Origin of the sequence: Luteitalea sp., from assembly GCF_022842525.1 — a bacterium.
Classification (GTDB): Bacteria; Acidobacteriota; Vicinamibacteria; order Vicinamibacterales; family Vicinamibacteraceae; genus Luteitalea.
This window is the reverse complement of the sequence record NZ_JALHPM010000169.1, coordinates 1-13,736: the sequence shown is the minus strand read 5'-3', so window position 1 is coordinate 13,736 and position 13,736 is coordinate 1. Positions and strand designations below refer to the sequence as shown.

The window sequence follows — 13,736 nt, the reverse complement described above, 5'->3', positions numbered from 1 at the left end:
CGGCGGCCCCGGCCGGCGGATCGTCGGTGAACGTCGAGGCCTTCGCGGATCTGTTCGTGGCGATCGACCCGGTGTCCGGCAGCGTGCGGCAGGTCACCGACCCGCGCCAGATGCAGAAGATGGTGCAGCAGGGCATGCGGGAGGGACGCTTTGCCCTGCCGACCCGCAACACGACCGGGAGGGCCGCCTAGATGGCCCTCCGCATCGGCTACGTCAACCGTTGGAAGACGGGCACCCTGACGGCCTCGTCGGCCGCCACGGGGCTCCCCGCGACCGCCACACAGGTGCCAGACCGTCGCTACGTGTGGCGCTCGAACGCGGCCACCGGCGCCGCGACGCTCGACTGCGACTTCGGCAGCGCGCAGACCCTCACGATGTGCGCGGCGGCCAACGTCAAGCTGGTCGGCACCGGCGTGCTGCGCTTCAACACGCGCGGCACGGGCGGATCGCCCGGCGCGGCGACGACCCAGGTGACCCTGGGCACGCAGGACACGACGACGCAGGCCGTCGCCGGCTTCTTCAACAGCGTGTCCGCCCGCCACGTCCAGTGGGAGTTCACGAACCCCTCGGCCGCCTCGGACTACGCCGAGCTGGGCTTTGCCTTCGTGGGCGGCTACATCGAGCCGACGCTGAACGTGCTGCCCGGCTGGCCGCTCGATCGGGAAGATCCGTCGCTGTCGCGCCAGTCGGTCAACCGGCAGAAGCAGTTCGCGACGTTCGACAAGTACTACACGGGCCGCTGGTCGTGGGACGGGTCGAAGTTCGCCGACTGGGATCTCTTCCGCGCGCTCTACGACACGGTCGGCATCTCGACCGAGCTGGTCTTCGTGCTCTCGACCGCGGTGACCTGGACGACCTGGCTGGCGCGCCTGACCGGGCCGCTGGCGTCGCGTCCGAGCCTCGCGCGGCAGCGTGTGGCGCTGGACCTGCCCTGGGAGGAGCTGCGCTAGCCATGGCGAGCCTGAGCGAGTTCCTCGCCGCCATGACCCGGCAGGAGACGATCGTCGCCTGGCTGACCCTGCGCGGGCAGCAGACGACGTGGACGGCCGTGGGCGGCGGCGCCCCGAACGCCTACCAGTCCACGCTGGCGCCGCGCCTGGGCGCTGCGCAGATTGCCGGCGGGGTGTACGCCAAGGTGACGCGCGTCATCGAGAACGCCACCGTGCTCACGGCGCAGACGTCGCTGGCGAACGTCAACAGCAATGCGGGGTCGTGGTACCACGACGAGGCCGCGGGCCTGCTCTACCTGCGGACCACCGGCGGCGGCGACCCCGACACGTACACGATGATCGCCGTCGAGCGGGAGCTGACGCTGTCGACGACGGGGATCCTGCTGAACGACACGGACGGAAACCCGGCCACAGGCCGCTACTACTTCCCCTGGCTGGTCTCCGACCTCAGCAGCATCCTGCAGGAGGCCGAAGACGTGCTGCAGGGCCGGAAGCTCTTCCCCGAAGGTGACCTGACGATCGCCTCGGTCGGGGGCTTCCTGCACACGCTGATCGCCGTGGACTCCGGCTACACCTGGGAGAACACGCGGATCCGCTTCGCCGTGGGCGGGAGCTACGCGGGCGGGACGCTGCTGCTGTCGCAGTTCGGCGCGATCGGCACGCTGGCCATCTACCGCGTCGAGGCGACCGATGACACGTCGGTGACCTTCAAGGTGCGCCCGATCTCGGCTGGGCCGCTGTCGCAGCCGGCGCAGCCCACGCCGATCTTCGCGAGCGAGTATCCGAACCTGGGCGACGGCGTGTCCGGCACGCGGAAGCCCATCGGCTACGGGCGTGGGGTGATTCGTCCGCCGCTCGTGGATACCAGCGGGTACGGCACGTACCTCTTGGCCGATGCCGCCTTCCAGACGCTGTCGGCGGTGCACCGCGTGGAGGCCGTGCCGAAGTCCGGCGGGCCGCGCGTGGGGCTCTTCGAGGGCGTGCACTGGTCCGCCAACCTCACCGCGTGCACGTTGACGCTCCTGAGCGCCGAGGCCACGGCTGCGACCCACGAGATCGACGTCGAGCTCACGGGGAAGCCGGGGCTCACGACCTTCGGCGACATCGCGCTCGACCTGCTGCAGTCGATTGCCGGCGTGCCGGCGGCCGACATCGACACCGCCTCCTTCACGGATGCCGCGGCCGCGCATCCGGCCGAGCTGTCCGTCTGGCTGCTGAGCGGTCGGTCCCTGTCGTCCGTGATCTCGACGTCGGAGCCGGGGCAGCCCTCACTCGAGCGGTCGGTGCACGGCACCGTCACCGTCAACCGGTCCGGGCTGTGGGTGGCGCGCCTCTGGGCGCCGCCAAAGGATGTATCGGCGGTCGCCGTCCTCCGCAAGGAGCAGTGCGCCGGGGTGAGCTTCCATCACCGCGACGAGCGGCTGGTGGTCGGCCGGACGTACGTCTACTACGCCCAGTCGGTAGCCCAGGGCACGTGGCAGATCGCGACCCACGCCGATGCGGCGAAGCAGTACCTGAACCAGACCGACGACGCGCTGGAGGTCTACACCTTCCTCCGCAACCCCGCCAACGCCGAGGCGCTGGCGCAGCGCTACCAGCTCCTCTTCGGCACGGCGGTCATGGAAGCCGACGTCGCCGAGATGGGCGCGTCGCAGCTGCTGTCGGAGCTGCACGACCCCGTGCTCGTCACCTACAGCCCAGCGCCGGCCACCGGCGGGGCCTACACCAACCGGGTGTTCCAGTTCGTGCGCCTGGAACGCCTCTACGCGCCGATGCTCGGCGTGCGGGCGGGGCTCTTCGACGTGGAGGCGACCGGTCTGGCCCGGAACCTCGGCGTCTGGCAGGCCACGGCCTACCCGAATTGGGCCTCATCGAGCGCCGCGCAGCGTGAGGCGTCTGGATATTGGACGGACGCCAACGGCGATCCGGGGAGCGGCGGCACCTACGTGGGCCGTTCGAAGTGGGGATAACCGATGCCGCTTGATCAGACCGCGCCCGCTGTCGGGGGCTCGACCCTCGCCGATCAGGGGATCGCGTGGCGCAACAACGACCGGATCTGCGGCTTGCCCGTGGTGGCCGGGGCCCCGCTGCTGCTGGGCGGATCGTTCTCGGAGTACGTGACCGTGAGCACGTTCGTGCGGCTGCCGCAGTCGCCGGGCTTCGAGATCGACGGCGCGCTGGCCACCTACTCCAGCGTCTACCTCGAGGCCGATGCCATCCGCGCGGACGACGTGAGCAGCACCGTCAATGCGGTGTTCGACCTGTGGGACGCCACGACTGGTGCGACGGTGGCCGGATCGGAGCTGACCATCAGCGTCGACGTGGCGCACCCGCTCACGAAGCCGGGCAAGACCTCGGTGTTCACCATCAACAGCGGCGTGCGCCGCTACTACTTCCGCCTGCGTTCCGGCACGTCCGGCTCCGGCGTGGCGGGCTTCTGCAAGCTCGTCGGAAAGAACAGCTGATGACCCGCGCACTCGTCTTCGTCACCCTACTCGTGCTGGCCAGCGTCCACGGCGTCGCCGCCCAGACCGCGAACGTGGCTCGCTTCTCGAAGGTCACCATCTCCGCATCGACCGACGAATCCCTCACGGTGACGCGGGCGGACACCGGCGTGGGGAACACGCCCATCGTGGCCGTGTTCGCACGCACGGGCGCCGCCCCGACCTCCACGGCGCGTGGCGTGGCGATCGCCTTCCGGGATGCCAACAACGAAACCGTCGTGGGCGCCATCGCCGGGGTTCGCACGAATAGCGCCTCCAACTTCAACGGAGAGTTGGCGTTCTACACCAATGCTGGTGCCGGCTCCGTGTCGAACATGACCGGGATGACCGAGCGCATGCGAATCACGGCTGATGGGCGTGTCGGCATCGGCACAACCAGCCCAGATGCCGGCCTAGAGATCGCCGCCGCGTATGTGACCAGCGGCGCTACCGTGCCGACCGGGTTCGCACTTGGCGGCCAAGCGGCCACGGCGCGTGGACAGCTGATCTATGGCGACGGCTCCGGCTACACCTTCAACATGGGCCCGGTCGTGAGCGGCGCCTTTGCTGCGCGGTTCGTGTTTGATGACCGTGGGCAGCTGTTGCTGGTATCGCCCTCCGGGAGCCGCAGCAAACTCCGATTTCAGGACGCCGGAGCCGACGAGACCGGCGTCGAGATGGATGACGCGAACAACGAGCTCGTCTTGACGACGAACAGCGGCCTTCAGGCGACCGTGCTTGGCACGACGGCGTCAGCGGCCAACATGTTCTATGACTCGACGACCGACGAGATCCTGCGGTCTACGTCGAGCCGCCGCTACAAGGCGGACATCCACGCGCTCGACGTGCGCGTCCGCGACGTGCTGCAGCTGGCGCCCGTGCTCTACAAGGACGCGCGGAAGCTAGACGGGCCGGACTATCCGGGCTTCATCGCCGAGGATGTGGCCAAGCTCTTTCCTGAGCTCGTTACCTACGACGCCGAGGGGCGGCCCGACTACGTGCAATACGACCGCGTGCCGGCCTATCTTCTCGTCGCCCTTCGGGATCTGGCCGCGCGCGTGCAGCGCCTGGAGCGACGTCGATGACTCGCCGTCTTCGCCGTGGGGCGCTGGCGATCCTCGTGGGGCTGCTCGTCGGCGCGTGCCTGCTCGTCGCCGCGGAGGCCTTGGCGCAGGCGCCCGTGTCGCCGCTGACCGCGGCCAAGGTTGAGGCGCATCGGCTGCGCGTCGAGAACGCGCAGCTTCGGGCGCAGTTGGCCCAGGTGCAGGCGGCGCTGGACTCTGAGCGCCTGACCGCTGAGCGGCTGGCGCTCGAGCAGCTGCTGCGCGACGAACTACACCCGCCCGAGGGGCATGTCTTCGACTGGATCGAGCAGCGCTTCATCCCCCCGCAGGAGCCGAAGTGACAACACGACTGTCTCTCCTCGCGTGTCTGGCGCTGGCGCTGGTGGCGCCTGTGGCCGGGGCGCCGTTCGACCTGTACGAGTACGCGCTCATCGCGCAGCAGCCTGACGGCGCCAAGGCCGTGCGCTGTCCGGCGTCCGTGGACTTTGCGGCGGGCTGCTCGGCGTTTTCCGCCTCCACGGCCGGGGTGGTGTTTCCCACGCGCCCGGTGGCGTGGGTGCAGTTCATGGCGACGGTCACCGCCCATCACGTCGAGGATGCCGTGCGGTTGCGCGCGTTCCGCTACGTGCTGGCGGATGGCGACTGGACGACCGTCAGCGAAGCGTGGGTCGGCACGGCGCCGACGCTCCTCGATGCCCCGCGCACGGTGGGCTACTACCTCGATCCGGCCTGGTGGGCGGAGCAGCCCGCCGGCGAGACGATTTTCGTGTTGGAGATGCGAGGCTCGCCGACGGTGTACGGCGCCAAGCTGCGCGTCGCGTTCGACCTCGGAGCTGGGCGATGAGCGAGACGGTGCAGGTCGGAGAGTTTACCCGCGCCATCGAGGCGCTGTCGAAGCAGATCGCCGACGTGCAGGCGACCTCGCGCGAGACGCTGACGGAGGCGCGGAAGACGAACGGCCGCGTGAACGGGCTGGAGCGGGTGACTGCCGAGCACGGCGTGAAGCTCAAGAACCTCGAACGTGAGGTGTTCCACGAGGACGTCGACGAGAAGGCGTCAAAGGACGAAGACACGCCCATTACCCGCCGCGATCTCTGGGTGGCGGTCGGCGCGATCGGCTTCGTCCTGGCGGCAGTGAAGTGGCTGCCGGCGCTCGTCGCGGCCGGAAAGGTGGCGCCGTGACGGACACCGAGATCATCGCCGGCATCATCGACCGCGAGGGCGGCTACGTCGACAAGGCCAACGACAAGGGTGGCCCGACGAAGTACGGCATTACCGCGGCCACGCTGGGGCAGTGGCGGAAGTTCGGTCGCCCCGCCACGCGGGCGGAGGTGCGCGCGCTCACGTCGGCGGAGGCGGCGGACATCTACCGCGTCCGCTACGTGACTGGGCCGGGCTTTCTCGTGGAGCGCTTTGCGTTCTCGCCCTTGCGGCACCAGATCGTAGATGACGGAGTGATGTCTGGTCCCACCACAGCCGTAAAGACTCTACAAGCATTGCTTGGCGTTGAACGCGACGGCGTGTTCGGGGCCGTGACGCAGGCGGCGCTGTCTCAGTCGAACCAGCGCGCACTGCACGTCGAGTACGTCAAGGCGAGAGCGTGCCGTCTTGCACGGATCGTTAAGTTGGATCCATCGCAGGCCGCATTCATCGAGGGGTGGATCACGCGCGCTCTCTCATTCCTGGAGCCGTCGCATGTGTAGCGCGAGGCCGTTGGTTGAGGCGCTGCTGACGCCATGTCGCCCAGCGTACGTTATCCGGCTCGTAGTCACCGTCTGGGTCCTTTCTGTCCAGCGTGAGTTTGCTAGAGGGTCTGAGCCCAACGTCAGCCAGGAAGTTGTCGAACGAATGGAGCCATCGATCGCACACGCGTATCCCTCGGCCCCCGTAGTACCGATAGGAGGCGCTTTTAGGGTCATAGCATCGCGAGCGCATGCCTTGCCAGATGTGGTACTCGGTGGTTACTCGGCCGATCCGGCTGTGGCCATGCCTGGTTCTCCGGGCGCGCACGACGTCAATGGAGAGGCAACCACAAGACCTCGTCTTACCAGTAGTCAGCTTCTGCTGGTTGAACACGCCGAAAGTGCCGCACTCGCAAATGCAGCGCCAGAAGCGATGCTTGTCGGTCTTCAGGGCCAGCGCCTCCTCGACAACCAGCAGCCTGCCAAACCTCTCGTCAATGAGCGCGGTGGCCCGCGCGCGGACTGCATGCTGCCGACTACAGGCCCTCGAACAGAATCGATTCCCGCGCTTCAACGGCTGTTCGCAACCGGTTCTTTCGCACGTCATCTTCAAATTATAGCCGAACAGTTCGAAGAAGGGTGGGAGAACCGTGCGCTGTCGTTCTTCCTGTCGCGCCCTGGTGGCGCCGAGGTGGCGCGTGCGTGAAGCGCGTGGACGAGGACGGCTGGCCCGAGGCGCCCGGCGAGATCCGCGAGCTGGGGACGGGCACGCCGCACGAGGTCGTGGAATACCGGATGCCGCTGCGCCTGCCGTATCGACGGGGGCGGCGGTTGGAGTTGGTGGTGCGGGCATGGACGGCGACGGCGCGCGTCACGCTCGCGGTGGAGTAGCCCGATGATGACCCCAGGACAGCGCCTCGCAGCGGGGCAGGAGATTCGCGCGAACGGGATGACCCTCGCCTACCAAGGCGACGGCAACCTCGTGCTGCACGACGGGCAGGGCCGGCCGCGGTGGGCGACCGGCACGCACGGCCGCGCGCCTGGCCACGTCGAGATGCAGGCGGACGGGTTTCTCGTGGTCTACGATGCCGCCGGCGCGCCGATCTGGCGGTCGGGCGATGTCGCCGTGCCGGGCGGCCGGCTGCGCTTCGACACCGCCGGCATCCGAGTCGTGGCGACCGTGGACGTGCCGACGTGGCAGGTCGTGCTCGACACGCCGGCGGAGCCAGAGCCGCCACCGGTGGGCCCCTTCACGCTGACGCGCCTGCGCGTCGAGGACAACCGCCGCTGGTTCGCCAACGAGGCGGGCCGGTTCGACTGGCGCGAGGTGTCGGCGTTCTCGCTGCTGTCTCGGCTGCTCGCCGGCGAGGACCAGCACGTGCGTGACTACCTGGCCGGCATGCGGGCCCGGGGCTTCACCGTCGTGCGCGTCATCCTGACGCTCGATGGCGACTACTGGACGCGCAGCCCCCTCGGCGGGCGCTCGTTCCGGTGCGCGCCGGACATGCCCGGCTACTGGCAGGCGCTCGACCGGCTGGTGGAGCTGACCGGCGCCGCGGGCCTCTACCTGCGAGCGGTGTTCCTCGGTGCGGTCGAGCCGTTCGGCGGTGTCTGGCACCCGGACCGGCGTGACGTGTGGCACGGCGACGTGCGCGCCCGTGGGGAAGCCTTCACGGTGGAGGCGGCGCAGCGGATCGGGCGGCACGCGCACGTCATCGGCGAGCTCGCCAACGAGCCCGGACAGATCGGGATGCGAGAGAGCTTCGACGAGCTCATCGCCCTGGGCCGCAAGGTCAAGGCGGTGGCTCCGGACATGCTCCTCGGCGGCGGCGCGGTGGACGGCGCGAACGACCAGGACACGCGGTTCGCCGTGTCGCCCTTCGACTACTGCGACGGGCACATCGAGCGGCGCATGGCCGTGCGCGGCTTCGAGTGGGTCAAGAGGAGCGGCGAGTACGCCCTCATCGACCAGGAGCACGTCGGCAAGAAGATGCCGTTCATCTCGGGCGAGCCGGTGAACTTCGGGGAGCGCCGCGCGGACGGCCGTACCGGCGACGTCGAACCGTCGCCCTCGGTGGCGTTCGCCTACGGGGCCGTCAGCCGGGCCCGGCAGTACAGCACCTGTTTCCACTACGACGGCGGACTCTGGACGACGCTGCCGGCCGCCGAGACCGACGCCTGCATCTCGTCCTACATGGCGGCGCTGAACGCCTTCCCGATGCTCACGGACGGGAAGTGGCGCGGGCACTGGGCGCAGAGCTACTGGCGGCAGGTGTGGCCGCCAAAGGACGACGAGGACATCGTCGAGCGGCATGTGGCCGACGGCCGCGGCCCGTGGCGCGTGTTCGGCTGCGGCCCCTACTGCGTGGCCTTCCCGGAGCCTGACGGCTGGGACTACCGCGCCAATCTCACCGCGCCAGCCACGCGGCTGGCGCACGAGTCCGCCGGCGCCTTCGCCGCGGGCGTGTATCGAAAGGACTGACCCATGATCAAGCTGCCGAACATCCAGGACGCCATCAACGCCCAGCTCTCGCGCCGTGGGCTCGACCAGTACGTCGACTACGTCACGTATCTGCCGGCCGACGCGCCGGCCCCCGACGACGCCACGCACATCCTGACGATCGCCAGCGCGAAGACCGCGGCGAAGGTGCAGGTGGCCATCAAGGCGAAGGGCTTCTACGGCCAGATGGCCGACGTCGTCCTCGGGGTGCTGTAGGCCATGGGCGCCCTCGTGCACGTCTTCACGCGTCGTCCGGCCGCCACGCTGTTCGCGGTGCGCGCGGGGCTCAATCTGGCCATGGCCTACGGCCTCCACCTGAGCGTCGAGCAGATGTCGTCCACGATGCTCTTCACGGAAGCGCTGTTCGGCATCTTCGGCGATGCCACGACGACGCCCAACGCGAAGCTGCACCCGGAGACGGTCGAAGCCGCGAAGGCGGGGAAGCAGCCGTGAACGAGCTCAACCCGAACCACCCTGTGACGGCGGCCGCGCGCGACCTGTGGCACAAGGTCGCGGCGCTGCTCGTGCGCCGCGTGAGGGCGGCCGACGGCCCGGACGACACGACGGGTGCCGACGTGGTCATCACCGAGTCGGAGATCGCTGACCTCGCGCAGGCGCCGGCCCACAACATCACCATTCGGTTCGTCGACGGCCTGGGCATCGTGCTCCACATGGTCGACGACGCTGAGGCGGCGCGTCTCGCGCGGCAGGAAGGCGGACTTCCCGCATGAGCATCACCACCGGCCGGAATCATCCCGGCATCAACGTCGACCGCGGCGACGGCCAGAACCAGGCATATCTCGTGCTGTCCGACGAGGAACGCGCCAAGGGCTTCGTCCGGCCGGTGCGCCAGTCCTACGTCCACGTCGGGGCTGAGGGCGCCAGCCGGCGCGGCTGTGGCGCGCTGACAACGATGGGCCGCGCCATCGCCGAGACCTACGCCCGCGACCCGCAGTTCTACGGTGCCACGTTCTGCTGCGGTTGCGGCCGGCATCTTCCGGTGGCCGAGTTCGTGTGGGACGGCACCAGCGAACGGGTGGGGTCATGAACGAGCGCCGTACCGAGGCCGGTGCCCTGCTGCGGACGGGTCTCGAGGAAATGGAGCGCCAGATCAAGGCGGTGCCCACCGGCCGCAAGGGCACCGTCGTCGTGGTCTGGACCAATGACCAGGTCGCGCTCGGGACGGCCTGGCACACGGCGCGCGGCTGGGACATCAGCGCGTCGCTCAGTGCGGCAGTGACAGACGGCAAGGCGCGAGACCTCACGTTCACCGTGGGGCTCGTGCTGTGACCTTCATGCGCGCGGCGGTGATTCGGCGCCAGAGTCTGGGGGCCATTCCGGCGGCGGGGTGGAAATCTGGGACCGGGCCCCGTCGCGCGCGTGGAGCTGAACGGAGAGATTGAGCATGTCTGCCACCATTCCAACGGCCCTCCTCGACACGATCTACGAAGGCTCGTCGCATCGCTACCGGTGCGAGATGGAGGACGAAGACAGCGCGGTCATCGTCGCCGCGGCCATCACGGACGTCCGCGGCTGGCTCGACGACGACGAGAGCGGCGTCACCATCAACAGCCGGGCGAACGTGTCGCTGCTCGGCGCCAACGGCGGCAGCGTGGTCACCGAGACGATCGCGGGTGTGCCGCGCGCGGTCTTCTACTGGTACCTGACGAGCGCCGATGCCGCCATCGTCAGCTCGGCGGATGTCTCCAGCGAGGACCACCGCCTTACGCTGAAGTTCACGTACACGCGATCGGGCGGCGGGTCGGGCCTGCTCACGCATCGCGCCCGCTACCCCGTGGTGGCGCTCGAACGGCACCCCTGACGCCGAGGAGTCTGACCATGCAATCTCGCTACTACTGCCCTGAGTGCCAGCGCCAGTTCTGCAAGCCGGAGAGCGCCCTGCAGGCGTTCAACGGCACGCACTGCCCGGCTTGCGGCGGGCAATACCTGACGCTGGTGACGTTCAACCCGCTGGTGCCAGGGGATGACTACGACCCGGACGCGCCCGATGCGCCGCGCGTGCCGGTGCCCGCGGCGCCGACGCCGCCCAACGTGACGCTGCTGCTGAGCGAGGCCGAATCATGAAACGCCGACTGGATGCTGGAGCCGGCTACGTCATCGTGGACCACACGAACAGTCCGGGCCTGAGCGCGGCCGATGTCGCCCATGTGCCCGGCCAGGTGGCTATCCCCGGCGGCACGGTGTTCGAGCGCGACATGCTCTCGTGCAGTCACTGCCAGGCGACGGTGCTGCTGAACCCGGCGCGGGTCCGCGATCGGGCCGTCTGCCCGAAGTGCCACGCCTACATCTGCGATCGGTGCGAGACGGCGCGGGTCGCGGCCGGTGGCGCCTGCGTCCCGTTCGAAGCGGTGCTCGACCGCGCGGGCGAGCTGCTGGTGAAACACGCCGGGCAGATCGACCACCCTGAGCTCGACGTGCTCAACGACCCGACGCGGCTGGCGTACACCGACGCCCCGCGCATCGTGGTGCCCGGAGGTGCGGCGTGACCCTCGAGGAAATGAAGGCGATCGCGGCGTCGCTGGGGTATCGGTTCGAGCGTGAGACGCGGGCCGATGGGGCGGTCGTCGAGCGCATGTTGCGGGCGGACGGTTCGGTCGCCGTGACCGCGACAAAGCTCGCCCCCGTGGGAGGTGTCGCGTGAGTCCCGTCACGCGGTTGTGGATCGAAGCCATGCTCCGCCTCGTGCGGGGCATGTGCACGGAGACGGAAAAGTGGCTGAAGGCGCAGGACGCGCCCAAGTCGTCGTAAACTAGTGGCACCCCGGGTCCGCTGTGGCGCCCGCCGGCTCTCCGCCGGCCATCGCCGCTCCTTTGCCAACCCGATTCACCTGACAGGCAAAGGAGCCAGCGTACCATGATCATTTCTGCTCTCATTCCGACGTGGACCCCCGTGCCCGTGGCCGACACGACGGCCATGACCGACGGCGGCCATCACACCATCCAGGGCGGCACGTCCAGCCAGCGCTGCGAATTGCGTAAGGTCGAGATCGCCGGCCAGGCCGGCGCCTCGGCCCCGACGATCCTGGTGCTCGGTCGCACCTCGACGGTCGGCGCCACGCTGACGGCGCTGCGCCTCGCGGCCAACGACGGCAGCTCGGTGCTCATCGCCAACCCCCCGGTCAGCTACGCGGCCAGCACCACGAAGCCGCAGCGCTCGGCCACCCTCGGGATGCTGGCCAACCTGGGAATCAACGCCTACGGCGGCCTGCTGCACTGGTTCCCCGGCCCGGACCAGCGTATCGCCAGCATCGGCAACACAGCATCGCTCGGTGAGCTGTCGCTGAACGCGTTCAGCGGCGGCACGCCCGGCGCCATCTCGTCGAACATCGTCCTCGAAACGGTGTAAGCGGTCATGCGTCGGCAGGGTCTCTCCATGCGCGGGCGCGTATGGCGTGAGCGATGCGCTCGCGCGTGGAGATCCCTGCACGACGATGAGCGAGGGCACTTCATCGTTCCGTACACGCCGCCTTCGTCCGGCGGCGTGATCTTCGCCGCCGACTTCTCATCTGCGGTGCCGCTGGCCGGTTTCGATGGCGTGTCTGGCGAGGCCGAGTTGGGCGTGACGATGTCGCGCACGCATCTGCCGACAGGTGGCCCCTCGGGTGGCCCGGCGTATCGCTTTACCTGGCTGCATGACCCCGCGCAGGTCAACGCGGGCGATGGCTACGGCGGCGAGTATTACCTCGGCTGGGGTGTCGATCTTGGGACCGCGCCTACGGCCGGGCAGTCTCGCTTCATGCGGTTGAGGCTGCGCGTGGTCTCTGGCAGCAATGCGCGCACGCTCGATTCCTCGGATGGCACAGCGAGCACAGTCGCAATGAAGGTGTTCATCATGGGCGACGGCGCGAGCGGGCGCCCGATCCTTGAGTTGCTGTGCAACCGTGATGCGTCAGTGGCCACGCTGCGCCCGGCGCGTGACGGCGCGGGGTATGGGGACAACACGATCACGATCGGTTCGTGGGCGTCGGTGCAGATGGAAGCGGTGGCGGGCGCAGGTGGCGCGTTGAGGTTGTGGATCAATAACAACACCTATGCCTCGCCCGACGAAGAGCAGACCGGGCTGAGCATGGGCGCGGCGACGTGGGACCAATTCGGCTGCGGTTACTACAGCAATCGCATGATCGCTAGTGACGGATCGTTTGGACTGGAGTTGGCCGATCTGGAAGTCGGCACGGCGTTCGATGCCGCCTGGTGAGACATGCCGCCGGTCGTCGTGCACTCGGATCACACGTGGGTGTCGGCAATTCCGCCGCTCCGCGTGGCACAGGGCCGGCGGCGTTTCGATGTGAGTGTGCATGGGCGCATGGCCGGAGTGGATGCGGTGCGGGCGATGTCGCCATTGGCGGGCGGCGTATACCGGCGTGCCCGTGCGGTGCCACAACGACCAGAGCGATGCGTTCTTTCTCGTAACGAGGGCCGAGTGGGGTTGTCAGTCTTTCGAACGGAGCGTGCATCATGAGACAGCGAGTCCTGACAGCGTGTTCAGTAAGATCAAGCTGGTGTATCGGCAACAGGCCGATCGCCAACGTCGTCTCGTCCGTGAGCGTGCTGCTTGCGCTGTCGCTCGTGCTGCTGGCGTCATCCGCTGAGGCGCAGCGGCTCACGTGGTCACAGGCCGCGCCGCACTGGAGTGACGCGCTTATCCGCTACAGCTACGAGGCGAGCTACGCGGGCGGGCCGTTCGAACAGGTCGAGGACATCCAGTGCGAGGGGCTGACGTCGCCCGTGACGTGCTCGGGGCGTCTGGCGTCGGTGCTGCGTCCGGTGCGCGTGCGCGCCGTCGATGCGATCGACACCGTGCGCCACGAGTCCGAGGCGACGGAAGCCGGCCAGGCGCAGCCGCCCGCGCCGCCGATCACGGGCGTGATGCTCACGATCTACCGGCAGGGGCAGTCCTCGCCTGCGGTGGCCCCGCAGTCGATCCCGCTGTCGGCGTTTGCCTGCGACGAGCAGACGATGCCCCCGGCCACGGCGACGAATCCCGGCGGCGTCGGCTTCGAAAACCCGGCGCGGCCCGGCCGCTTCTGCGTGTGGCGG

General features: G+C 69.0%; 24 protein-coding genes. All 24 read left to right on the top strand.

Translation table 11 applies throughout. From position 1 onward, the window contains the following. The coding region (locus tag Q0C41_RS24555; RefSeq protein WP_291988368.1) for a hypothetical protein at positions 1-191 on the top strand (191 nt) is incomplete at its 5' end. Continuing rightward, the gene (locus Q0C41_RS24550) at positions 192-950 is read left to right on the top strand and encodes a hypothetical protein (RefSeq protein WP_291988366.1); all 759 of its coding nucleotides are present in this window, start codon (positions 192-194) and stop codon (positions 948-950) included. 2 nt (positions 951-952) lie between these two features. Next, positions 953-2,920 carry a hypothetical protein gene (locus Q0C41_RS24545; protein ID WP_291988364.1) on the top strand — a complete coding sequence of 656 codons (1,968 nt, stop codon included), beginning with the start codon at positions 953-955 and terminating at the stop codon, positions 2,918-2,920. Positions 2,921-2,923: 3 nt separating this feature from the next. Further along, positions 2,924-3,415, top strand: coding sequence for a hypothetical protein (locus tag Q0C41_RS24540; protein WP_291988362.1), 492 nt, complete (start codon positions 2,924-2,926; stop codon positions 3,413-3,415). Between the two features lie 32 nt (positions 3,416-3,447). After that, positions 3,448-4,518, top strand: coding sequence for a tail fiber domain-containing protein (locus tag Q0C41_RS24535; RefSeq protein ID WP_291988360.1), 1,071 nt, complete (start codon positions 3,448-3,450; stop codon positions 4,516-4,518). Further along, on the top strand, positions 4,515-4,838 hold the full coding sequence (locus tag Q0C41_RS24530; RefSeq protein WP_291988358.1) for a hypothetical protein: 324 nt from the start codon (positions 4,515-4,517) through the stop codon (positions 4,836-4,838). The genes Q0C41_RS24535 and Q0C41_RS24530 overlap by 4 nt, the downstream gene beginning before the upstream one ends. Next, positions 4,835-5,341, top strand: coding sequence for a hypothetical protein (locus Q0C41_RS24525; protein WP_291988356.1), 507 nt, complete (start codon positions 4,835-4,837; stop codon positions 5,339-5,341). The genes Q0C41_RS24530 and Q0C41_RS24525 overlap by 4 nt, the downstream gene beginning before the upstream one ends. Beyond that, positions 5,338-5,679 (top strand): hypothetical protein, encoded by a 342-nt coding sequence (locus tag Q0C41_RS24520; RefSeq protein WP_291988354.1) that lies wholly within the window; start codon positions 5,338-5,340, stop codon positions 5,677-5,679. The genes Q0C41_RS24525 and Q0C41_RS24520 overlap by 4 nt, the downstream gene beginning before the upstream one ends. Continuing rightward, complete coding sequence (locus tag Q0C41_RS24515) at positions 5,676-6,200, top strand: glycosyl hydrolase 108 family protein (protein ID WP_291988352.1); 525 nt, start codon at positions 5,676-5,678, stop codon at positions 6,198-6,200. The genes Q0C41_RS24520 and Q0C41_RS24515 overlap by 4 nt, the downstream gene beginning before the upstream one ends. A 277-nt stretch (positions 6,201-6,477) precedes the next feature. Next, entirely contained in the window at positions 6,478-6,885 is a 408-nt protein-coding gene (locus Q0C41_RS24510; protein ID WP_291988348.1) for a hypothetical protein, read from the top strand. Beyond that, entirely contained in the window at positions 6,882-7,070 is a 189-nt protein-coding gene (locus Q0C41_RS24505) for a hypothetical protein (protein ID WP_291988347.1), read from the top strand. The genes Q0C41_RS24510 and Q0C41_RS24505 overlap by 4 nt, the downstream gene beginning before the upstream one ends. A 4-nt stretch (positions 7,071-7,074) precedes the next feature. Beyond that, complete coding sequence (locus Q0C41_RS24500; protein WP_291988344.1) at positions 7,075-8,661, top strand: hypothetical protein; 1,587 nt, start codon at positions 7,075-7,077, stop codon at positions 8,659-8,661. A 3-nt stretch (positions 8,662-8,664) separates the two neighbouring features. Beyond that, positions 8,665-8,895 carry a hypothetical protein gene (locus tag Q0C41_RS24495; protein WP_291988342.1) on the top strand — a complete coding sequence of 77 codons (231 nt, stop codon included), beginning with the start codon at positions 8,665-8,667 and terminating at the stop codon, positions 8,893-8,895. A gap of 3 nt (positions 8,896-8,898) precedes the next feature. Continuing rightward, complete coding sequence (locus tag Q0C41_RS24490) at positions 8,899-9,132, top strand: hypothetical protein (RefSeq protein WP_291988339.1); 234 nt, start codon at positions 8,899-8,901, stop codon at positions 9,130-9,132. Beyond that, complete coding sequence (locus Q0C41_RS24485) at positions 9,129-9,410, top strand: hypothetical protein (RefSeq protein ID WP_291988337.1); 282 nt, start codon at positions 9,129-9,131, stop codon at positions 9,408-9,410. Before Q0C41_RS24490 ends, Q0C41_RS24485 begins: the two co-directional genes overlap by 4 nt. Next, positions 9,407-9,727 (top strand): hypothetical protein, encoded by a 321-nt coding sequence (locus tag Q0C41_RS24480; RefSeq protein WP_291988335.1) that lies wholly within the window; start codon positions 9,407-9,409, stop codon positions 9,725-9,727. Before Q0C41_RS24485 ends, Q0C41_RS24480 begins: the two co-directional genes overlap by 4 nt. Continuing rightward, positions 9,724-9,969 (top strand): hypothetical protein, encoded by a 246-nt coding sequence (locus tag Q0C41_RS24475; protein WP_291988333.1) that lies wholly within the window; start codon positions 9,724-9,726, stop codon positions 9,967-9,969. The genes Q0C41_RS24480 and Q0C41_RS24475 overlap by 4 nt, the downstream gene beginning before the upstream one ends. Before the next feature lie 115 nt (positions 9,970-10,084). Then, positions 10,085-10,501: a hypothetical protein gene (locus Q0C41_RS24470; RefSeq protein ID WP_291988332.1), complete on the top strand. Its 417-nt coding sequence runs from the start codon at positions 10,085-10,087 to the stop codon at positions 10,499-10,501. Positions 10,502-10,518: 17 nt separating this feature from the next. Next, entirely contained in the window at positions 10,519-10,764 is a 246-nt protein-coding gene (locus tag Q0C41_RS24465; protein ID WP_291988330.1) for a hypothetical protein, read from the top strand. Beyond that, a complete protein-coding gene (locus Q0C41_RS24460; protein ID WP_291988328.1) occupies positions 10,761-11,186 on the top strand; it encodes a hypothetical protein in 426 nt (141 codons plus the stop codon). Before Q0C41_RS24465 ends, Q0C41_RS24460 begins: the two co-directional genes overlap by 4 nt. Then, positions 11,183-11,341, top strand: coding sequence for a hypothetical protein (locus tag Q0C41_RS24455; protein ID WP_291988326.1), 159 nt, complete (start codon positions 11,183-11,185; stop codon positions 11,339-11,341). Before Q0C41_RS24460 ends, Q0C41_RS24455 begins: the two co-directional genes overlap by 4 nt. A gap of 212 nt (positions 11,342-11,553) precedes the next feature. Beyond that, complete coding sequence (locus Q0C41_RS24450) at positions 11,554-12,045, top strand: hypothetical protein (protein ID WP_291988323.1); 492 nt, start codon at positions 11,554-11,556, stop codon at positions 12,043-12,045. Between the two features lie 27 nt (positions 12,046-12,072). Beyond that, positions 12,073-12,894 carry a hypothetical protein gene (locus Q0C41_RS24445; RefSeq protein ID WP_291988321.1) on the top strand — a complete coding sequence of 274 codons (822 nt, stop codon included), beginning with the start codon at positions 12,073-12,075 and terminating at the stop codon, positions 12,892-12,894. A 344-nt stretch (positions 12,895-13,238) separates the two neighbouring features. Further along, a partial coding sequence (locus tag Q0C41_RS24440; RefSeq protein ID WP_291988319.1) for a hypothetical protein occupies positions 13,239-13,736 on the top strand: 498 nt, incomplete at its 3' end.